Raw genomic sequence first — 21,091 nt, forward strand, 5'->3', positions numbered from 1 at the left:
TTGACTCGCTTTCGAATAAAACTCACGCTGACCATACTTGGATTAATATCGTTGGTCCTTTTGCTAATGGGCATGTATTTTGCCAAGGTACTGGAAAATTCCTATCTCCAGTCCCTGCATGAGCTGTTATCCCGTGAGTCCAAGCTCGTTGCGCAGGCCGTCCGTTTTCCAAGCGTCTTTTCCAATCAGGCTACCTTGGCGGATCGTGTCAAGCAGGTAGCGCCAACCGAGGATGTTCGGCTCACGGTCATCGATGAAAAAGGCCAGGTGCTCTTCGATAATAGCTCTCATGCAGACGAGATGGAGAATCATTTTAACAGGCCGGAGTTTATGGCAGCATTGAAGGGCCAAACGGGCATCTCACGTCGCTATAGCGAGACACTCCGATATGACATGATGTATGTCGCCGTGCCGGTTGAGCAGGGATCAAAAATCGTCGGTGCAGTGCGATCGGCCATGTCCATGAAAGACATCACAGACACGATTCACAACATGTGGTACAGCCTTTTAACAGGGCTGTTGGTTACGCTGGTGGTTGGTTCGATTGTCGTATCCCGCATTTCTTTTTCCATCATTCGGCCAATCGAGGAAATTACGCGCGTAGCTCGCAATATCACACAGAGACAGTATGAGAGTCGGGTGCGGATTAAAGCAAAGGATGAGATTGGGCAGCTGGCTGGCGCCATCAACTTTATGGCTTCGAGCCTGGAGCAGCAGATGTACGAGATTTCAGAGAACCAGCAGCGACTATCTGGAGTTTTGACCAATATGACCAGCGGTGTGATTTTCATCTCAGAGCAGCGCCGAATTATGCTCGTCAACCCAGCTGTAGAGAAGCTCCTCGGTACACCGGGACACGAAATTGTAGGCAAGCTGCACATCGAGGCAGGAAAAAGCTTTGGCCTCAGTCAGTATATTGACCGCTGTCTGGATAAAAGTGAAAAGTTCCGTCAAGAAGTGCACATCTACTACCCGCAGGAACGCGTTCTGGACGTCAATTTCGCTCCGTATATCAATTTCAAGGGTGAGGCGAGAGGGGTAGTCGTGGTCCTGCACGATATTACCGAAATTCGGCGTTTGGAAAAGATGCGCAGTGATTTTGTTGCCAACGTTTCACATGAGCTGCGCACCCCAATTACCTCGATCAAGGGCTTTACTGAGACACTGCTCGAAGGGGCTATGCAGGATGAGGAGACATGCCGTAACTTCCTGCAGATCATCTCGGATGAGAGCGAGCGGCTTTACCGGATGATCCGCGACATTTTGGATTTGTCCAAGATTGAGCAAAAACGGATTCCTCTGCAGGTAAGCAGAATTCATTTGCAGGACATGATTTCCTCCGCGGTCGCGATCATGAATGATCAGGCGCAGCGCAAGGAACTGACGATTACATTGCCCCTCCCACAGCCCGAGATTTATCTGATGACCGATCGTGATTGCTTGCAGCAAATTATTTTGAATCTGTTGACCAATGCGATTGCCTATACACCAGAAGGCGGAGCGATTACGATCCGCACAGAAAAAGAAGACCAGATCGTGAAAATTCAGGTGATCGATACGGGAATTGGCATTCCGGAAAAAGACCTGACGCGTATTTTCGAGCGGTTCTACCGGGTAGATAAAGCGCGGAGCAGAGACTCGGGCGGTACAGGACTTGGTCTGGCTATCGTCAAGCACCTTGTCGATAACCTACACGGGCATATTCGTGTCGACAGTATCGAAGGAAAAGGAACCACATTTACGGTTACCATCCCGTATACCTAAAATATTTACACAAAGATCATAGTACCTTTACCTGTACAATATAATCCCCTTGTACTATTTGTCGTGACAGACAATTGAAGGGGGACAAGGGAAATGACGCGGCATGCTTTTGAAGAGCAACTGGATGTTCTACACCGGAAGCTCTTGACGATGGGGACGTTGGTTGAAGAAGCCATTCACAAGTCCATTAAAAGCTTGGTAGAACGAGATATGATGCTGGCAGAACAGGTAATTACAAGTGATCCTGTTATCAACGATTTGGAGCAGGAAATTCAAAGCGAATGCTTTCGCTTGATAGCCCTTCAGCAGCCGGTTGGAAGCGATTTGCGCCTGCTTGGTACGATGCTGAAGCTGGTTACGGACTTGGAGAGAATGGGAGATCACGCTGTTTCGATCGCCAAGACGACCCGCCGTTTGATGGCTGAGCCTTACGTAAAGCCATTGATCGACATTCCGTTAATGGCTGATCACGTGAAAGCGATGGTCAGAGATTGCTTGAATGCGTATATCGCTCGCAACAAAGAAGCGGCAGAAGAAATTGCTGCACGCGACGATATTGTTGACAAACTGTTCTCGACGATCTTCCGTGATCTAATCGAGGTCATGACTAAAAACGGAACGGCGATCTCCCAAGGTACGCATCTCTTGTTGGTTGCGCAGTACCTGGAGCGCATTGCCGACCATGTCACCAATATTTGCGAGTGGATCATCTACATGTCGACTGGCAAAATGACTGATTTAAATAAGTAAGAAATGAATAAAGTCGTTGTGAGCCCATGCTTGCAACGACTTTTTGGCGCTGTGCGAATGGTATGCTCATCAAATGCCCATTTTCCACTTCCCTGCATACAATAAACCGTTCAATATGGCAGACGAAGTACTGGAGGGAATGACATGGCTAAAAAAGAGCGCCATATATTTGCGGCAGGAAACACCGCGAGAGGATACAAGACGTTTTACGATTCCGTACTGGAAGGACTGGATCGTGTCTATATTTTGTCAGGAGTCGTCGAAGGAATCACATCGGACCTGATTGAAACAATCGGCAAGGAAATGAGTAGAAAAACAAATGAAATAGAGTGGATACATTCGCCCTTTATGAAAGGTCAGTATGATGGCGTCATTTTTCCCGAATGGAAGGCAGCGATCGTAGATGGCAGCTATCCGCGAATCTGGCGGCCATCCGCACCTGGAGTCACCGAGATCAATGTAAATTTGCAGACCTCTGTAGGTGTCGATCATTTGGCACGGTACAAAGAGCAAATTGCAGCCTGGTATGAAGAGATTTTCCGCAAAAGCGAGGAAGCTTACGCAGCGTATGGTGAAGCATTGCGTATTCATGATGAGTGGGAGGCGCCTTATATCGCCCACCTCGATCGAGAAAAAGCGAATAGAGTAACCGAAGAAGTCCTCACGCTATTTTTCGGAGAGGAGAATCTGGAGAAAAAGTCCAAGGTGCGTCGTATGTATTTAGGTGCGGCTACTCCTGATGGCCCGGTGGATCACATCATGAAGCTGACCGACCAAATGCAGAAGCGGTATTTTATCAAAGGACGTCCTGGCTCAGGAAAATCAACCATGCTGAAAAAGCTCGTCACGGAAGCAGAAAAGCGTGGCTTTGACGCTGAGGTATATCATTGCGGGCTCGATCCCCACAGCTTGGATATGGTCATCATTCCGGAGAAAGGTCTTGCTATTTTCGACAGTACAGCGCCTCATGAGTACTTCCCAAGCAAGGAGACAGACGAGGTTATTGATATGTATGAGCGCGCAATTGAGCAAGGCACCGATGAGGCGTACGAAGCAGAATTAACGGATATCAAGGCCAGATACCGGCAAAAAATGCAAGAGGCAACGGCTTTACTGGCTGCGGCAAAGGAGCTGCGGGAGCAATTGAATAATGTCTATGCAGAGGTAACGGATCAGCCTCGGCTCAAAGCGGTTGCACAGGCAATCATGAGTAGACTTGATCGTATGGCGTAATCCTTTGCCTATCGCATGAAACCCGTTCGTCTGTTCATACTACAAGAAGGAGGTGAGCAGTCGGATGGGTTTTGCTTTTTCACTGGCCTTGCTGCTAATTACCAATCCCCTAGATCCTATGAGTTTTTTACAGGTGCAAATGGAAGACAGGACGGTTGCCATGGTAGATCGGGCTGACTACACACTGCCCATAGGCGGTGTTTCCCTCGTGGATGTAAATCGATTGCAAACGATGATGGAAGCCTTGGCGAAGCTGGCATACCAGGAGCCAGTTAATGCTACGATAAATAACAGCGGAGGGATCGTGCCTGAAAAAAAAGGGACGCAAGCTCCATGAGGGGAAATTTATTCAGCAATTTTATGAGTACTATTACGGTAACGGGGCGAGTATGGTACAAATTCCGTTCCAGGAGATTTATCCAAAGGTAGACCAAGCACTTATTAGTCAGGTGCGAAAGAAAACAATCGGGCAGTATACCACCTATTACAATTCGCGAAACAAAAACCGCTCTCATAACATCATGCTGGCTTCTAAAGCAATAAACAATTACGTTGTGCTGCCTGGCGAGATTTTTTCTTTTAATAAGGTAGTCGGAAAGCGAACGAAGGAAAAGGGCTACCTGCAAGCACCTGTCATCGTCAGAGGAGAGCTGTCAGAAGGAATTGGGGGAGGCATATGCCAGGTTTCTTCGACGTTGTTCAATGCGGTGGACAAGGCTGGACTGCATATCGTGCAGCGTTACTCCCATAGCAGAGATGTCGCATATGTACGCCCGGGAAGGGACGCAACTGTGAGCTGGTATGGTCCTGACTTTGTTTTTCAGAACAAGTATGCCTATCCGATTATGATCCGAGCCGGTTCTTCTAATGGAAGCATGTATGTTTCGGTTCATTCCTTTCCAGAGATTGAGTATGAGCCAAGACATGTACCGAGCGTCCACCAAAGTACTCCGGAAGAGGGGCCGGCAAGCCCGCCAATCCTGACAGAGCCAACAATGCCTTGAGTATGGGCGTTGTTGGTTTTTTTGCGAATGATTTTGTTACCTAGTTAAAATTTAATGTAAAGAAATAGTTGCCACAGACCCAAAAAAGTCGTATAGTGTTTCGTGTGATAAAATTTCGCGTACGAAATATTAGGTAGGAAAGGAGTGTATCATGAACAAACCATTGCATATCCGGGACTTGCTAAAGCGTTTGAATAAGACGTTTGGCACAATGGCTACTAAGGAACTGTGCAAATACGGCCTGACGGTCCCGCAGCTGGTGGTCATTCGGCAGATTCAATGCGAGCCCCGTACGATCGGGCAGATAAGCAAAGCCGTTGATCTTTCGTATAGTACAGTTTCTGGTATTATTGATCGCCTGGAGAGAGAGCAACTGGTCGAGCGGGTGCGTGACGAAAAGGATCGTCGAGTAGTCTGGATTCGAAAGACTGAAAAAATAGTAGAACTGTTTGAAAAGGTGGATCTTTTTTCAGGGGAGTTTTATAAACGCAGCTTCCACGGATTTTCTGAGAAGGATCTGGATGGCATTATTCACTCATTGGAAACGTTGATTGCGAAATTAGAAGAGACAGAAAGTTGAGGAGAAACCATGAAGCGAAAACTGGTATTGTATGTCATTTTGCTCCTGCTCGTGGTAGGGGGCGGAGGCATCGGTTACTACTACTGGTATCAAGGTGCACACTATGTGACCACGCAGGACGCCCGGATTGCTGGAGACATTTATCGGGTCATGCCCAAAATGACAGGCAAACTGACCGGACTCGCGGTAAAAGAAGGCGATGCCGTAGTAGCTGATCAAATTGTTGGGCAGCAGGACACAGCAAATGTTGCAGGCAACCTGTTGGAAAACAGCGTGTTGCGTTCTCCGATCACAGGTACCGTCATAAAGACCCAGGCAAAAGAGGGAGAGGTTGTCTCGATGGGACAATCGGTTGCTCTCGTCATTGATGAAAGCAAACTGTACATCTCCGCCAATCTGGAAGAGACAGAGATCGAGCGCTTGAAACTAGGCCAAAAAGTGGATTTCACGCTGGACGCATACCCAGGCAAAAAACTGAGCGGACATTTAATGGAGATTGGTAAAGCAACAAACTCTACCTTCTCTTTGATGCCAGCCACCAACACAAGCGGTAACTTTACCAAAGTAACCCAGCGTATCCCGATTAAAATCGCCATTGATGACACAGCAGGTCTTCATTTGGCGGCCGGTTTGAACGCCGAGATCAAAGTGCACGTGAAGGAGTTGTAATGAGGCATGAAAAAAGCAGCACAATGGAAAACAATCGCTGTAGTATTGGCGGCGGTTTCGGTTATTGCCGCTGGCTGTAGTGATTCGTCTTCGGCATCTTCCACATCAGAATCGCTCCCGGTTGTGAAAGCATGGAAGGTGACTTCGAATGCCTCAGGCATGATTGCAGGCGGTAAAATTGTTCCGTCTGAAGAGGTTTCAGTCGTTTCCAAAGTTTCCGGCAAAGTAGCAAACGTCAGCGTAAAAGAAGGCTCTGTAGTAAAGAAGGGTGACGTTCTTGTTACGCTGGAGGCTACCGACTACCAACAGCAAATTAATCAGGCACAGGCTGCAATTGCAGGGGCACAGGCAAAGCTTCGTGATACCAAGGCAGGAGCACGTACAGAACAGCTCCAGCAGCTTTCCAGTGGCCTGCAACAGGCAGAAGCTACCCTGAAGGTATCCGAGAACAACTACAATCGGATGAAGGCTTTGTTTGACTCTGGGGCATTATCGGCAGCAGAATTGGAAAAATCCTCGCTTGATTTGGAAAAAGCCCGTTCTGCGGTAGAGCAATCCAAGGCTCAGTACGATCTGGCAAAAGCCGGTCCAACCTCTGATACGGTTGCAGCCCTGCAAGCTGAGGTAAGCCGTCTGAACTCCAGCCTGGAGATGGCCAAAAACGGCTATGACAACACTGTCGTTCATTCGCCAATCACTGGTATCGTAGCGAAGAAAAACATAAATCCAGGGGAGATGGCTGGAGCAGGTGCGCCACTTCTTGTTGTCGTTGATATGAATGAAGTCAAAGTGGAAGCAAGTGTTTCCCAAGATCAGATCAACAATGTAAAGGTTGGCTCTACTGTCGATGTGAAGGTAGGCAGCCTTGGCGGTAAAGTAATGACAGGAACCGTTGAATTCGTTTCCCCGATTTCTGACACGAACAGCACTTCGTTCCCGATCAAAGTAAAAGTAGCAAATCCGGATGGACTGCTGCGTGCGGGTATGATTGCAGAGGTCGTACTGCAAGGTCAGGCAGAACAAGGAACCAAAGTACCGACAACGGCTGTTCTTGAAAAAGACGGCAAGCATTTCATCTATATGATTGATCAAGATGTTGTACATGAAGTGGAAGTAACTGTCGATGGTGCTAGTGGTGATTGGACTACAGTCACAGCTGGTGTGAAAGACAACGATCAAATAGTGCTAAACCCAACGGACAAATTGTCTGAGGGCAGCAAGGTGATCGCAAACTAACGGGGGTGATGACATGGCGGAAGCGGTGGCACAGCGAGAGGAAAAAGGCGGAAACGGCGGAATGTGGTTGTCTCTTCTCGCTATCCTCTCGGGAACCTTCGTTGCGATTCTGAACAACAGTCTAATTAACGTCGCCTTACCAACGATGGTCAGTATCTTCGGTTCTTCTACCGAGACGATGCAATGGGTGCTGACCGGATATATGCTGGCAAACGCGGTCATGATCCCGATGAGCGGTTCCTTGTCAGCCAAGTTTGGAGCCAAAAAGATATTTGTCTTATCACTAGCGTTTTTTACAGCGTCATCTGTCCTTTGCGCACTTGCCTGGAGCGACACCTCGCTCATCGCGTTTCGTGTCATCCAGGGGGTAAGCGGAGGAATGATCATGCCGATCGGAATGTCCATGATCTACATGATCGTACCACGTGAAAAGATCGGGATGGCACTCGGGATTTTCGGGATTGCCTCGATGACGGCTCCCGCTCTTGGCCCAACCTTGGGTGGGTACCTCATTGAATTTTTAAGCTGGCAATTTTTGTTTCTGGTAGGGGTGCCATTTGGAATTTTTGCCGTCATCATGAGTATGGTGCTGCTCAAGGAAACGCCGAAAAAGCCGGAGCTGAAGTTTGACTTCCTCGGAGCCATTTTGGCGATCGTCGGGTTTGGTACTCTCCTCCTTGCGTTTAGTAAAGGGCAAGCAGAGGGATGGACATCCTTTTTCATCGTGAGTTTGTTTTTCGTTGCGATTATGAGTTTAGCGCTTTTCGTTTGGGTAGAGCTCGGCAAGGAATCGCCGCTTTTAGATCTGCGTCTGCTGAGGATCCCAGTATTTTCGATTAGTATTTTGACATCTGGGTTTGTCATGATGGGGATGATGGGCGGGATCTTCCTGATGCCGATCTTCTTGCAGAACATTCAGGGCATGACAGCGATGGAGTCCGGTATCTTATTGATGCCACAGTCGATTGCGATGGCGATCATGATGCCGATCAGTGGTAAGTTGATGGATAAATATGGAATAGGTCCAATTGGGCTCGTCGGTTTATCGATCATGAGCATTACCACATTCGAGCTGCACAATCTGGCAGCCGACAGCATGCATTCTTGGATGAACATGATTTTGACGATCCGTGGAATCGGAATCGGTCTCTGCATGATGACACTGTCTACAGTTGGGATGAACGCAGTTCCACGTACGAGTGTAGGGGATGCCTCTCCGCTCTCCAACGTATTGCGGCAAGTGTTGAGCTCGTTTGCGATTGCGATTTTGACCGTTATCATGCAAGCGCGCCAAACCTTTCATCTGGCGTCAATCTCCGACAATTTGAACACTGACATGGCCACACAATTTATTAGTGGCATCTCTGGCATGTATACACAGGTAGGTGTCGATGCTGCCAGCGCATCTGGTGGAGCGAGTGCAATCTTGTTTGGAATGATGGCGAAAGAAGCGATGGTTCAAGGAATCGGGGACACGTTCCTGATTTCTGCAATACCGATCGTCATCTCGATTCCACTGCTTTATTTCCTGCATAAAAAGCCGAAAAAACCGGATGCACCACAAACGCAAAAAACAGCAGCCTAAATCTGGCTGCTGTTTTTTCTGTATATAGGTTGTCCGATCCGAAGTGCTACGAGGAGATTAGCTTAATAAAGAAGTAAATAATTCTTCCTGCAATATAGCCTAGCAAAATCGTCCAGCCAATTTTAGCCCAGACGTTCAATCCCTTTATGAACTCACGCAAGCTTTTCCGGCGAGGCGGCTGCTGATTCTGATTCAACAGTGTTCACTCCTTTGGGGGTTTGATTGTATCGAATGAACAAATAAATCCCTGCGATAATGATGAGACCACCAATCCATTGCGGTATTGTGACGACTTCCCCGAGGATAAAGTACGCCAGAATCGCTGTTCCAATCGGTTCTCCCAGAATTCCCATAGAAATCGTAGTGGTGTTTAGCCACTTGATAATCCAGTTGAATATCGAGTGACCGAGCAAGGTTGGAAAAAGAGCGAGACAGAAGAACCAACCCCAGTCAGAAGCAGGATACCCAATTAACGGGTAGCCCAAAACAAGATCGTATGCAACGAGGATCAAGCTTGTGGCAGAATAGACAACGAGTGTGTACGCAAACGATGACATATGCTGACGGACGTATTGCCCGACCAGCCAATAACCGGTCACCGTGGCAGCACCCATCAGGGCCAGAGCATCACCCAGCAAGGCCATCCCACCTACCTGAAAATCACCCCACCCAATGACAAAGCTCCCTACGATGGCAAGTAGACCCCCTGTCAGAGCCAACAAGCGAACCTTTTCCCCAAAAAAGAAATAGCCTCCAATAAACGCAAATAATGGCTGCAGGGTAACCAGAACGGTTGAGCTGGCTACTGATGTGTAGTTGAGTGACTCAAACCACAGCAGGAAGTGACTGGCTAAAAAGGCACCTGACAATAGACAGAGTAGCCACACTTTTTTTGGCATTTTTACGATTTCACCGAGTGCCCCGCGATTCCAAAATAGGAACGGCAATGTCAGCACTACCGAGAAAACAAGACGATACGTTGCGATAATCGGCGCTGGTGCATTCGATAGCTTTACAAAAATAGCGGATGTCGATATCGCAATCACACCGATGAGCAATGCCAGATACGGAGGAAACAACGGTTTTTCCAATGACTTTTCCATGTGTACACCTTCTTGTGCTGATAATTCACGATGGACTCTATTGTACCGTTCAGGTGAAAAATTCACAATGTTATGCGTAACCAGCTGATTGAAAGGTTTTTTTTCAAACAGGAAATCCTACAGGCATGAGATACCTATACACAACTTACCTCATTGCCATGCTTATACTCGTTTTCGTTTGTTTTCCTAGTAAGAGTCAGGCAATACCGCTTACTCCGATTCACATTTTAATTGACGTTGGCCATGGAGGTGTAGATTCCGGCACATCTTTTGGCAACCTCTACGAAAAGGACATTAATCTGCAGGTTGCCAAGCGCTTGTATCAGCAATTGACAGATGTTGGCTACAGTGTAGCCCTGAATCGGGAAGAAGACATTGCCCTTAGTGACGATAATCGGTGGCTGCACAGCCGCTCCAGGCATCTTCGTGATCTCGCCCAACGCAAAAATCTCGCCAAGGAAATGGTTCCGCAGGTGATGCTCAGCCTGCATGTAAACTGGTCCTCCGATTCAGGGCGACGTGGTCCAGTCATCCTGTATCAAAGCAATGAGCAGGGCTACATGCTTGCTGATCTTTTGCAGAGCTCGTTGAACCGTCTGGCGGGAAGCAAAGACAAGCCAGTAAAGGGCAAGACGTATTACGTGCTGCGGCATAACTACTGTCCCTCAGTCATTGTGGAGATGGGCTTTATAAGCAATGCGGCAGACCGGCAGCTTTTGACGGACCCGAAAGGACAAGAAAAAATCGCCCAGGCCATTACGGAAGCCGTGAGCGAATACGTTATCTTGACGGGGAATCTGAAAATGGAGGCAGTTGCTGAAGAAAGCTGGTGGCAAAATCTAGCGAACGGATTGGTTAACTAATTTTGAGATCGTGACGAATTCGGCCTCCTTCTGAATGCGCGGGATATACTGCCGCAGAACGGAGGCTGTTTTCTTGCCCGGAGGACCGACATGTCCTATCGCCACACAGATCGGATGTGTACCAATTCGTTTGCATATTTTTTCCATTTGCTGGGTAATGTGTGGGACCGAATATACATCGTCGAGAAAGATTTGGTTTTCGGTGTGGGGTACGCCCATCTCTGTGGCAATTTTGGAAGCAACGCTCTTATCAGTGGTGCGGCTGTCCAAGTATATCAACCCGCGCTCTTTGACCACACTCATGATGATGCGCATGATCCGCTCGTCAGCGGTTACCTTTGAGCCCATATGATTGTTCATCCCGATGGCGTGTGGGACATCATCGATTGCCTTTTGGACCCGACTGCGTATTTCCTCATCAGAGAGGTCGGTCGTAATCGCACCTGGACCAAGCCATGAGCGCTTCCCCTTTACTGGCTCCATGGGCATGTGTACGAAAACGTCATGCCCCTTTTGATGGGCGAGCTCGGCATCCTGCTTGGTGCTTGGCAAAAACGGCATGACAGCGACGGTGAGCGGTACAGGCAGCGCCAAAATTTCTGCAGTGCCAGACATATTGTTGCCGAAATCGTCGATGACAAAAGCAACCACTTTTTTCGGTGGGGTTTCCTGCTGAGAAGAGATTGTAGCTGCACTGGTGTGACTGGTAGACACAAATAGAAGAACGGCTGCTAACGCAAGTAATTTCCTCCAATACATATGATCGCCCTCCTTGTCCAATTTTTTCTTAGTCTGTTCAAGCGATCCATTCTTTACCCACCTATTCACGGACTTGGCTTACATGATTCCCCTATGTTACGATTAAATATAGTAGTTTTGTAACGAGAGGGGTCGGATTCCTTGAGTCATTTTGTATTAATTGATGGAAACAGCGTTGCCAACCGGGCGTTTTATGCGCTTCCTTTGCTGTCCACTTCAGCGGGATTGCATACCAACGCCGTGCTGGGTTTTACTACCATGCTTTTAAAAGTGCTGGAGGAAATGAAGCCTACGCATATCATGGTTGCGTTTGATGCAGGGAAAGTCGTATTTCGCCATACCGAGTATGCCGAGTACAAAGGAGGGCGCAGCAAAACCCCACCTGAGCTTTCTGAACAGTTTCCGCTGATTCGGGAGCTTTTGGACGCCTTTTCGATTAAACGCTTTGAGCTGGAAGGCTACGAGGCGGACGATATTATTGGCACGCTGACGAAGGAAGCAGACCAAAAGCAATGGAAGACGACTGTCATCACAGGTGACAAGGACATGCTCCAGCTCGTTTCGGACCATGTTTCTGTTGCGTTGACGCGCAAGGGAGTAAGCGAAATTGAGCTGTACACCCCCGAAGAAATTCATGAAAAATACGGCTTGAAGCCGCTGCAAATTATCGATTTAAAAGGTTTGATGGGCGATTCCTCTGACAATATTCCAGGTGTGCCGGGAGTCGGGGAGAAAACAGCCCTGAAGCTTTTGCATGAATACGGTTCAGTTGAAGAGGTCTTGGCGAACGTAGATCGTGTCTCTGGGAAAAAGCTGCAAGAGAACCTGCGTGAAAATGTCGACAAGGCAAACATGAGCAAAGCATTGGCGACTATTTTGCGAGAGGCTCCTGTCGAGCTCGATGTACAAGAGACTGGTTACGCAGGCTACGATGGCTTATTGCTCAGTGATTTTTTCAAGAAAATGGAATTCAAATCACTGCTCTCCAAAATCAAAGTGGAGCAAGCCATGGATGAGAATGGACAGGCAGGTGAGGCAAAGCCGTTTGCTTTTGAAATCGTCACCGAAGAAACAGCAGAAAAATATACGGAAAAGCTGACCTCCCCGATGGCTGTTTACGTCGAGATGGATGGAGAAAATTATCACCATGCGCCAATTCTTGGCTTTGGCATCGCAGCGGAAGGGACGACTCTGTACGTGCCGTGGGATGTGGCCAAGGAGTGGAAGGCACTCGGTACATGGCTTGCCGATGCATCCAAGGAAAAATGGGTATTTGACGGCAAGCGTGACACGGTTGGGCTGGCTTGGCATGAGCTGCCTGTTGGCGGTATCAGCTTCGATGTTTATCTTGCGTCATACCTTTTGAATGCAACAGAAAGCAATCATACGCTGGACAGCATCGCAAGCCAGTACACGAGTGTCAGAGTGCGACCAGATGAAGACGTATACGGCAAGGGTGCAAAACGACTCGTGCCAGAAACAGACGTACTGAGTGAGCATGTGGCGCATAAAGCTGCTGCTGTTTGGCAAAGTGTGCCTGTCCTTCGCGAGCAGCTCGCAGAAAATGAGATGGGTGCGCTTCTAAACGATTTGGAGGCACCACTTAGTATGGTACTCGCTCTCATGGAGAAACAGGGCGTCAAGGTCAATCGAGAGCGTCTGGAGCAGATGGGCGAGGAGCTGGATAAGAAGCTGGCGGGGTTGACCACGCAAATTTATGAGCTGGCAGGCGGAGAGCCTTTTAACATCAATTCACCGAAGCAATTGGGCGAGATCTTATTTGACCGGCTCGCACTGCCTGTATTGAAAAAAACAAAGACGGGTCCATCCACAAGTGCGGACGTTTTGGAAAAGCTGGCGCCGTATCATCCGATCATCGATGCCATTCTTACATTCCGTCAGCTCGGCAAGCTGCGTTCGACTTATATTGAAGGCTTGACCAAAGAGATTCACACGAAGACAAGCAAGGTGCATACGCTCTACAATCAAGCGACAACAGCTACGGGACGGTTGTCCAGTACAGATCCTAACCTGCAAAACATCCCGATTCGAATGGAGGAAGGCAGAAAGATTCGCGAGGCGTTTATCCCGTCAGAGGATGGCTGGTACATGCTTGCAGCTGACTACTCCCAGATCGAGCTGCGTATTTTGGCGCACATTTCTGGTGACGAGAATTTGATTGATGCCTTCCGCAAGGGCATGGATATTCACACGCGCACAGCGATGGATGTGTTTGGCGTCAGCGAGGGTGATGTGACTTCCTTGATGCGTCGCCAGGCAAAGGCGGTTAACTTTGGAATCGTGTACGGAATCAGTGACTACGGATTGTCGCAGAACCTGAACATTACGCGAAAGGAAGCGGGAGACTTCATCGAGCGTTACTTTGACGTATTTGCTGGCGTGAAGCAGTGGATGGAAGAAATCGTGAAAGAGGCCAAGCAGGACGGCTATGTGACGACGTTGCTGAATCGCAGACGCTACCTGCCAGATATTCGCAGCAGCAATTTCAACCTCCGTTCCTTTGCCGAGCGTACAGCCATGAACACGCCGATTCAAGGTACCGCAGCAGATGTTATCAAGCTGGCGATGATTCGCATGCAGGAGGCGCTGGTTGAAAAAGGACTGGCAAGCCGCATGCTGTTGCAGGTACACGATGAATTGGTCTTCGAGGTTCCGGAAAATGAGCTGGAGATCATGCAAAAGCTGGTGCCGGAAGTTATGGAGAGCGCTCTTGCGCTGAATGTGCCACTCAAGGTGGACGTCAATTATGGACGTAGCTGGTATGAGGCGAAATAAGCCTGCACGAAAATAGATAGATTCAGACAGCGAGAGGAGGAGGCCGCATGCCAGAATTGCCTGAGGTGGAAACCGTCGTTCGGACACTAAGAGGGCTGGTACTGGGGAAAACAATCGAGCGAGTCAGTGTCCTTTTGCCCCGCATCATTCGCACGCCGGATGATGTGGAGGCATTCAAGGCACAGCTTGCTGGACAAACCATCCAGGATATTACACGTCGTGCGAAGTTCATTCAATTTTATCTCGATCAGGATGTACTCATCTCCCATTTGCGAATGGAAGGGCGCTATGGCTTGTATCAGCACGATGAGCCGATCGAAAAGCATACCCACGTTATTTTTCATTTTACCGACAAGACCGAGCTGCGCTATCGCGATGTTCGCCAGTTTGGCACGATGGATTTGTACCCGCGGGGGATGGAGACGAGCACGGGACCGCTCGCAAAGCTTGGCGTGGAGCCCCTTGAGGATAGCTTTACAGCTGATGTTTTAAAGCAGCTGTTAAAAGGGCGTCCAACAAAAATTAAACCACTTCTTTTGAACCAGGAATGTATTGTCGGGCTGGGGAATATTTATGTGGACGAGTCTCTCTTTAAAGCGGGGATTCATCCTGAGCGTCCTGCTGGCAAGCTGAACGGCAAACAAGTCATTCGCCTGCACGAAAGTATTGTGGCGACGCTCTCTGAAGCAGTTGAGCAGGGGGGAAGCTCCATCAAGTCTTATGTGAACGGACAAGGCGAGATGGGCATGTTTCAGCAATCACTTTTGGTGTACGGCAGAAAAGATGAGCCTTGTGTCAATTGTGGGACAGAGATAATCCGCTTTGTCGTAGGCGGTAGAGGGACACATATTTGCCCCCTTTGCCAGAAAAAGTAATCAAGTGCTATCGGGAGAGGAGGATGAACATGATATTAGGATTAACGGGCGGAATTGCTACAGGAAAAAGCACAGTGACAGCGATGCTCAGAGAACGTGGCATCCCAGTAATCGATGCAGACCAGATTGCTCGCGAGGTTGTAGAGCCGGGAAAGCCTGCATACGAAGCGATTGTTCGCCACTTTGGCCGAGATATTTTGCTGGAAGACGGACAGCTTGATCGTAAAAAACTGGGCGAAGTCGTATTTTCAGACGAGGCCGAGCGTCAAAAACTGAATGCCATTGTCCATCCCGAGGTGCGGCGTGTCATGAGGCAAGAAGCGGAAGCGGCGGAAGCGAATGGAGCACAGATCGTGTTCATGGACATTCCACTTTTATACGAGAGCAAGCTGCAGTATTTAGTGGAGAAAATTGTTGTTGTCTATGCGCCAAGTGACATGCAGCTAGCGCGAATGATGGAACGGGATGAACTGGATGAGGAGCAGGCAAAGAAACGGCTGCGGGCGCAATTTCCGATTGATCAAAAAAAGCTCGAAGCTGACTTTTTGATTGATAATTCCCAGTCTCGTGAAGAAACGCAGCGCCAGGTAGAGGAATTGTTGACAGTAATTCGTTCGGAGCATAGATCATGAAATCACGCCACAGAGCAGCGGTTATTTTGCTTGTTTTAATGAGTGTTTTTTTGCTGCTCAATACGCCCTTAATCTGGAAGTGGATGTATCCGATCAAATTTCAAAATGAAATTGTACGGGCATCTCAAAAATTTCAGGTAGATCCTCACCTGATTTTGGCAGTGATCCGTTCAGAGAGTGGGTTTAAAACAGATCGTGTCTCGAAAAAGGGAGCAGTAGGCTTGATGCAAATCATGCCAGATACGGCTGAATGGATCGTGGGGCAGGCTAACCTGCGCCCAAAGGATAATCAATACTTGTATGATCCGGTCATGAATATCGAGATTGGCACGTGGTACTTGAATTTTTTGCTTGCACGCTACGAGGGCGATATTACCAAGGTCATTGCTGCGTACAACGCTGGCCCCGGAAAAGTAAGCGGCTGGCTTCAGGCAGAGCAATGGAATGGCAGAAGGGATACGATTGAGGATATTCCGTTCGGAGAGACACGCTTGTACGTACAACGCGTCCTTTATTATCATGATCGTTACAAAAATATTTATGACTTTCAATTACACTAAAAGCCGCTTCTCTACTTCCAAGAGAGCGGCTTTTGTCCGATGATGGACAACCTAAAGGAAAACACAATGAGTAAAATAGCAGGGGTAAATCGTCCAAATATTTATTTTTCAGTAAAACACATTGATAATTGTGTCATACTTATTATAATGAAGATAACAGATAAGCGTAACTTAATTGCGAAAGGGGTTTCTATATGACAATCAAAATAGCTATTAATGGTTTCGGCCGTATTGGACGCATGGTATTCCGCCGCGCTGTTCAAGACCCCAACATTGAAATCGTTGCAATCAACGCCAGCTATCCAGCGGAAACGCTTGCCCATTTGTTGAAGTACGACACGATTCATGGACGCCTGCAGAATAAAGTGGAAGTACAAGACAACAAGATCATCGTAGATGGCAAACCTACTCTAGTATTATCTGATCGTGATCCGCTCAAGCTTCCTTGGGGAGAGCTTGGCGTAGAAATCGTTGTGGAAGCAACAGGTAAATTCAAAGATCGCGAAGGTGCTGGCAAGCATTTGCAAAGCGGTGCGAAAAAAGTGGTCATCACTGCACCTGCGAAAGAAGAAGATGCAACGATCGTTATGGGTGTAAACGAAGGCATCTATGAGCATGCTAATCATCACATCGTATCCAATGCTTCCTGCACAACCAACTGCCTCGCTCCAGTGGCAAAAGTGTTGAACGATGCATTCGGAATCGAGCAAGGCTTGATGACAACGATTCACTCGCTCACAAATGACCAAGTAAACATCGACAATCCACATAAAGACCTGCGTCGTGCTCGTGCAGCTGGCGAATCCATCATCCCGACTACGACTGGTGCAGCTCGTGCGGTAGGGAAAGTATTGCCTGAGCTGAACGGCAAGCTCAATGGCTTCTCGCTGCGTGTACCTACTCCTAACGTTTCTGTTGTGGACCTGGTTGTAAACACCAAGAAGCCAGTAACTGTAGAAGAAGTGAATCGTGTACTGCGTGAAGCAAGTGAAGGCAGCATGAAGGGCTACATTGAATTCTGCGAAGAGCCACTCGTATCGAGCGACTTTATCGGCAATGACAATTCCTCCATCATTGATGCACTGTCTACAATGGTGATGGGTACGAACCAAGTGAAAGTAATTGCTTGGTACGATAACGAGTGGGGCTATTCCTGCCGCGTAGTTGATCTGGTGCGTCACGTATCCGAGATGCACAATCAATCCACTCAAAAAGAAGCTGCAGCTGCTGGTGTAAACTAATATAATCGTAGCAGCACGAAAAATCCCCCTTGCAAAAGCGCAATGGGGGATTTTTTTTGCGATCAGGACGGAGTAAACTCATCCATACCGCCTAGACTAAATAATTCGTCATCTTCAAAGCCGACAATAAACAGCTTAATATTTTCTTTTAAATTCAAGTCGAACGGAGTGTGAACGTCGTTGCCTCTACCATCCTTCAAAATCCGTACGGTTGGTCGATGGGAATAGTCGGGATCAACTTTGTAAACGACTCCGATTTCTCCTGTGTTCAGGACGACGCTGCTTCCGATTGGGAAAATGGCGATATGCTTAATAAATGCATTGACCAGCGTGTGCTCGAACAAATGACCGCCTGAACCGAGTAAATATTCGAGCGCGTCCTGTGGCATGTAGCGCTTTCTCCACGGGCGTGGGGACGTCAGGGAATCATATATGTCGCAAATACCTACGATCTGCGCGTACTCATGAATTTGTTTACCCGAGAGACCTTGGGGATAGCCACTGCCATTTAGCCGCTCGTGGTGCTGCAAACAGACATGAGCAGACAGGAGCGAGATGTCATGCTGCTTTCGTAGCAAATTAAAGCCGAGCGTGGTATGCTGTTTTGCGATTTCCCGCTCTTCTTCTGTCCAACGCTCTTTCTTTTGAACCAGTTCTTCTGGTAAACTGACTTTCCCGATGTCATGCAGCATGGCGCCAATACCGAGCTGCATCAGCTGTGTCCGATTGTAGCCCATTGACATACCTACTGCAGTTGCCAGTACAGCTACGTTGACAGAGTGATGATACAACGATGGCGAGTGCGTAGAGATCGTTGTCAGATGCCCAACCATTTGCTTGTTTAGCATCAGGTCGTCTAGAATGGAGCTGAAGGCACGTTGAAAGTGAAGGCCCATTTCTTTTAACGAAATTTTCCGAGCCAATTTGTTTGAGTTGGTGATCTGCTTGATTGTCTTTTCGATTGCTTCCACAGCGACTTGTCTGGTTTGCGGACGGATGACCTCTTCGACCACGATATCTGCCGTACGGGGATCATCGATGTAGACGGAATCAATGCCAGAACGCTCCAGTCCCCCAATCAGGCGCTCAGTGAGGAGCATCCCGACTCCTAGCAATACTTTGCCGTCTTCTGTGAAGACGGTGCGGCCCAGCTTCATACCTGGCTGGACATGTCTTAAAGATACTAAACGCATTCCAATCCCTCCAACAGTACCCATATTGTACTCCATTCGACTTATGCTTTAAATAGGTACAAGGATTGACTTGACTTATGAAGGGAAGATGAGGGACACTGTAGACAAGTATCGTAGGCATTGGAGTTGATTTAAATATGCGTTGTCCATTCTGCGAGTATAATGGGACTAGAGTACTAGATTCGCGTCCCTTCAATAATAATAAATCCATTCGTCGTCGGCGCGAGTGTGAAGAATGTGAACGTCGTTTCACTACATTTGAAATGGTAGAGGAGACGCCTCTATTAATCGTGAAAAAAGATGGCACCCGCGAAGAGTTCAATCGGGACAAGATTTTGCGGGGCTTGGTTCGCGCATGTGAAAAGCGGCCTGTTCCGCTGGAAGTGTTGGAGCATGTCGTGAACGATATCGAAAAAGAGCTGCGCAGCTGCGGACAAGCGGAGATCCCGAGCAACGATGTCGGGGAAAAGGTCATGGAGCGTTTGTACCATGTAGATGAAGTAGCTTATGTTCGATTTGCCTCTGTTTATCGTCAGTTCAAGGATATTAATGTATTCATGAAGGAGCTAGAGGAGCTTTTGGCTCAAGCTCGCAACAGCCATTCGCTCTTTCCGCCTAAGGAGTAAGGAGTGGCTCACTGGTTGTCCATATCCATATTTGTGCCTGCCTTGCTCTCGCGAACCATTCGCAGGAGCTTCTTTGGCTTTTCAATTGAATTCGAAAGCGATTGTAGAGTGCTCATGCTATAATAAGAGAATCGAGATTTGTCAGGAAGGAAAGAGCCGATGCGTCGTTTAGTATGGAACGAATTGTTGCCAAAGGATCGTTATGTGGTGCGAATAGTGAGGCCGATCAGCTTTGCCGAAACGGGCTTTGTTACACAGCTGTATTTGCCGATCATCGGCGTCGAGTCGTATTCGCTCTATCAGCTGCTCGTCCATGGTGTACAGGAAATCAGTGCCGCGTCAACGGAAGGAACTCATCGCAGCCTGATGCTCACCACCTCCCTGTCGTTGGATCGTCTTTTGGATGCGCGTGAACGATTGGAGGCGATGGGACTTTTAGAGGTACGCCGCCGCGAAAATCAGCAGCGCGATTACTACTACGAATATTTGGTGAAGCCGCCGCTTACTCCGAGTGAGTTTTTTGCTGATTATGTGCTATCGTTGATGCTGCTAAATAAGATCGAGAATATTCGCTTCCAGCAGTTGCGGCAGCTATACGCTGACGTGGTCGGGAATCAGCTGGAGCAGGAATATTCCATTGTCGAAAATGTCACGAAAGATTTTCATGAAGTTTTCCAATCCTTGAAGCCGTCTGAATTAGAAGTGAAGAAGGGCTCTGAGCGTGAACGGTTTTTGACAGAAATGGAGACGAGCTTCCCACAAGCAGCTCTCCAATCGAACTACGAGGCACAGGTGAACCATCCGTTGAGCGTATCCTCCCTGCGCCTTTATTTGCCGGACAATGCCGATTCTGCCAAGGTACTGGATGGCAGCAGCATGGAGCTATTGTATCAGCTGTGCCATTTCTATCAGCTTGACAGCTGGGGGATGGGACAGGAGCTGCGCGACTGGACGTTGTACAAGGCAGATCGAAGTCTGGATGGGGAAGTGCTGCGCAAGCGGTTGATGCAGCGCTACACAGAGGACAAGCTCTATCGCAATACCCCTGCCGCCACAGCAGCTAGTGAGGATGAGTGGGGGCCAGGCAAATTGCCTGAGCCAGGCAGTGAAGCCTTTGTCCGAGCATGCCGACTGCTGTCTCCGCTTGGCTTGTTGGAACGGATAGTGGGTGGTAGAGTCAGCAAGGTGTTTCTGGATCGCGCAGAAACGCTCGTATTTGCGGACGGGCTGCAGCCTGAGGTCGTGAATGCTCTGATCCTGCACACGCTTGCCAGCATGCAGATGGAATTGCCGAAAGCGTATATGGAGACGATTCGCGATAGCTGGAAAGCAAAACGAATCGCTACGGTGGATGAGGCTGTGAAGCAAATCCTGGATCGGGCTGATCAGCGCGCACAGACGCAGGAAAAAGCAAAAGGCAGCAAGAGGGAATCTGCTCCTGCGCGCAGGAATGGACGGGCTGTTCTGCAAGACAAGCTGCCGGCGTCAGTTGAGTGGCAATTGGCGCAAGAGAGCAGCGCGAATAGCACGAATGAATCTTCAAAAGGTAAACTCATATCGGATGATCCTGAGCTGAGCAAGATGCTAGAAATGTTACGCAAAAAACAGAAGGGAGGGTGAGT

General features: G+C 48.4%; 18 protein-coding genes and 1 pseudogene. 16 read left to right on the top strand and 3 right to left on the bottom strand.

What is annotated here, in order from left to right; genetic code table 11:
* From pnpS to C3B52_RS15175, 8 genes and pseudogenes are all read left to right on the top strand, one after another.
* Window positions 1–1,764 (top strand): two-component system histidine kinase PnpS, encoded by a 1,764-nt coding sequence (pnpS, locus tag C3B52_RS15140; protein WP_103107096.1) that lies wholly within the window; start codon window positions 1–3, stop codon window positions 1,762–1,764.
* Window positions 1,765–1,857: 93 nt separating this feature from the next.
* Window positions 1,858–2,514, top strand: a complete 657-nt coding sequence (gene phoU, locus C3B52_RS15145) for a phosphate signaling complex protein PhoU (RefSeq protein WP_103107098.1) — start codon at window positions 1,858–1,860, stop codon at window positions 2,512–2,514.
* Window positions 2,515–2,658: 144 nt separating this feature from the next.
* A complete protein-coding gene (locus C3B52_RS15150; RefSeq protein ID WP_103107100.1) occupies window positions 2,659–3,747 on the top strand; it encodes a hypothetical protein in 1,089 nt (362 codons plus the stop codon).
* A gap of 64 nt (window positions 3,748–3,811) precedes the next feature.
* Window positions 3,812–4,751 (top strand): annotated as a pseudogene (locus tag C3B52_RS15155) (VanW family protein).
* Window positions 4,752–4,902: 151 nt separating this feature from the next.
* Window positions 4,903–5,331, top strand: coding sequence for a MarR family winged helix-turn-helix transcriptional regulator (locus C3B52_RS15160; protein WP_103107102.1), 429 nt, complete (start codon window positions 4,903–4,905; stop codon window positions 5,329–5,331).
* Between the two features lie 9 nt (window positions 5,332–5,340).
* The gene (locus tag C3B52_RS15165) at window positions 5,341–6,000 is read left to right on the top strand and encodes an HlyD family efflux transporter periplasmic adaptor subunit (RefSeq protein ID WP_103107104.1); all 660 of its coding nucleotides are present in this window, start codon (window positions 5,341–5,343) and stop codon (window positions 5,998–6,000) included.
* A gap of 6 nt (window positions 6,001–6,006) precedes the next feature.
* The gene (locus C3B52_RS15170) at window positions 6,007–7,236 is read left to right on the top strand and encodes an efflux RND transporter periplasmic adaptor subunit (protein ID WP_103107106.1); all 1,230 of its coding nucleotides are present in this window, start codon (window positions 6,007–6,009) and stop codon (window positions 7,234–7,236) included.
* A gap of 13 nt (window positions 7,237–7,249) precedes the next feature.
* Entirely contained in the window at window positions 7,250–8,821 is a 1,572-nt protein-coding gene (locus tag C3B52_RS15175) for a DHA2 family efflux MFS transporter permease subunit (RefSeq protein WP_103107108.1), read from the top strand.
* 152 nt (window positions 8,822–8,973) lie between these two features.
* On the opposite strand, the gene C3B52_RS15180 is transcribed toward C3B52_RS15175, so the two are convergent.
* Window positions 8,974–9,924 carry a DMT family transporter gene (locus tag C3B52_RS15180; RefSeq protein WP_103107110.1) on the bottom strand — a complete coding sequence of 317 codons (951 nt, stop codon included), beginning with the start codon at window positions 9,922–9,924 and terminating at the stop codon, window positions 8,974–8,976.
* Window positions 9,925–10,049: 125 nt separating this feature from the next.
* Here C3B52_RS15180 and C3B52_RS15185 point away from each other — a divergent pair, with 125 nt between their 5' ends.
* Window positions 10,050–10,787, top strand: a complete 738-nt coding sequence (locus C3B52_RS15185; protein WP_103107112.1) for an N-acetylmuramoyl-L-alanine amidase family protein — start codon at window positions 10,050–10,052, stop codon at window positions 10,785–10,787.
* On the opposite strand, the gene C3B52_RS15190 is transcribed toward C3B52_RS15185, so the two are convergent.
* Entirely contained in the window at window positions 10,764–11,546 is a 783-nt protein-coding gene (locus tag C3B52_RS15190) for a divergent polysaccharide deacetylase family protein (RefSeq protein ID WP_103107114.1), read from the bottom strand. The genes C3B52_RS15185 and C3B52_RS15190 overlap by 24 nt on opposite strands.
* A 141-nt stretch (window positions 11,547–11,687) precedes the next feature.
* Between C3B52_RS15190 and polA the strand changes: the two genes are divergently transcribed.
* The 5 genes from polA (at window position 11,688) to C3B52_RS15215 (ending at window position 17,650) form a co-directional block, all read left to right on the top strand.
* Entirely contained in the window at window positions 11,688–14,342 is a 2,655-nt protein-coding gene (gene polA, locus C3B52_RS15195) for a DNA polymerase I (protein ID WP_103107116.1), read from the top strand.
* A gap of 47 nt (window positions 14,343–14,389) precedes the next feature.
* Window positions 14,390–15,217, top strand: coding sequence for a DNA-formamidopyrimidine glycosylase (gene mutM / locus C3B52_RS15200; protein WP_103107118.1), 828 nt, complete (start codon window positions 14,390–14,392; stop codon window positions 15,215–15,217).
* 23 nt (window positions 15,218–15,240) lie between these two features.
* Window positions 15,241–15,849, top strand: a complete 609-nt coding sequence (coaE, locus tag C3B52_RS15205; protein WP_164684791.1) for a dephospho-CoA kinase — start codon at window positions 15,241–15,243, stop codon at window positions 15,847–15,849.
* Complete coding sequence (locus C3B52_RS15210) at window positions 15,846–16,409, top strand: lytic transglycosylase domain-containing protein (RefSeq protein ID WP_103107122.1); 564 nt, start codon at window positions 15,846–15,848, stop codon at window positions 16,407–16,409. Before coaE ends, C3B52_RS15210 begins: the two co-directional genes overlap by 4 nt.
* A gap of 194 nt (window positions 16,410–16,603) precedes the next feature.
* Window positions 16,604–17,650: a glyceraldehyde-3-phosphate dehydrogenase gene (locus tag C3B52_RS15215; RefSeq protein WP_103107124.1), complete on the top strand. Its 1,047-nt coding sequence runs from the start codon at window positions 16,604–16,606 to the stop codon at window positions 17,648–17,650.
* Between the two features lie 62 nt (window positions 17,651–17,712).
* On the opposite strand, the gene C3B52_RS15220 is transcribed toward C3B52_RS15215, so the two are convergent.
* Window positions 17,713–18,843, bottom strand: coding sequence for an HD-GYP domain-containing protein (locus tag C3B52_RS15220; RefSeq protein ID WP_103107126.1), 1,131 nt, complete (start codon window positions 18,841–18,843; stop codon window positions 17,713–17,715).
* Window positions 18,844–18,980: 137 nt separating this feature from the next.
* Here C3B52_RS15220 and nrdR point away from each other — a divergent pair, with 137 nt between their 5' ends.
* Entirely contained in the window at window positions 18,981–19,469 is a 489-nt protein-coding gene (gene nrdR, locus C3B52_RS15225) for a transcriptional regulator NrdR (protein WP_103107127.1), read from the top strand.
* Between the two features lie 159 nt (window positions 19,470–19,628).
* Window positions 19,629–21,089: a replication initiation and membrane attachment family protein gene (locus tag C3B52_RS15230; RefSeq protein WP_103107129.1), complete on the top strand. Its 1,461-nt coding sequence runs from the start codon at window positions 19,629–19,631 to the stop codon at window positions 21,087–21,089.
* Window positions 21,090–21,091 lie beyond the last annotated feature (2 nt).

The sequence above is a fragment of the Brevibacillus reuszeri genome (genome assembly GCF_002897295.1).
In the GTDB taxonomy this organism is placed as follows: domain Bacteria; phylum Bacillota; class Bacilli; order Brevibacillales; family Brevibacillaceae; genus Brevibacillus; species Brevibacillus reuszeri_A.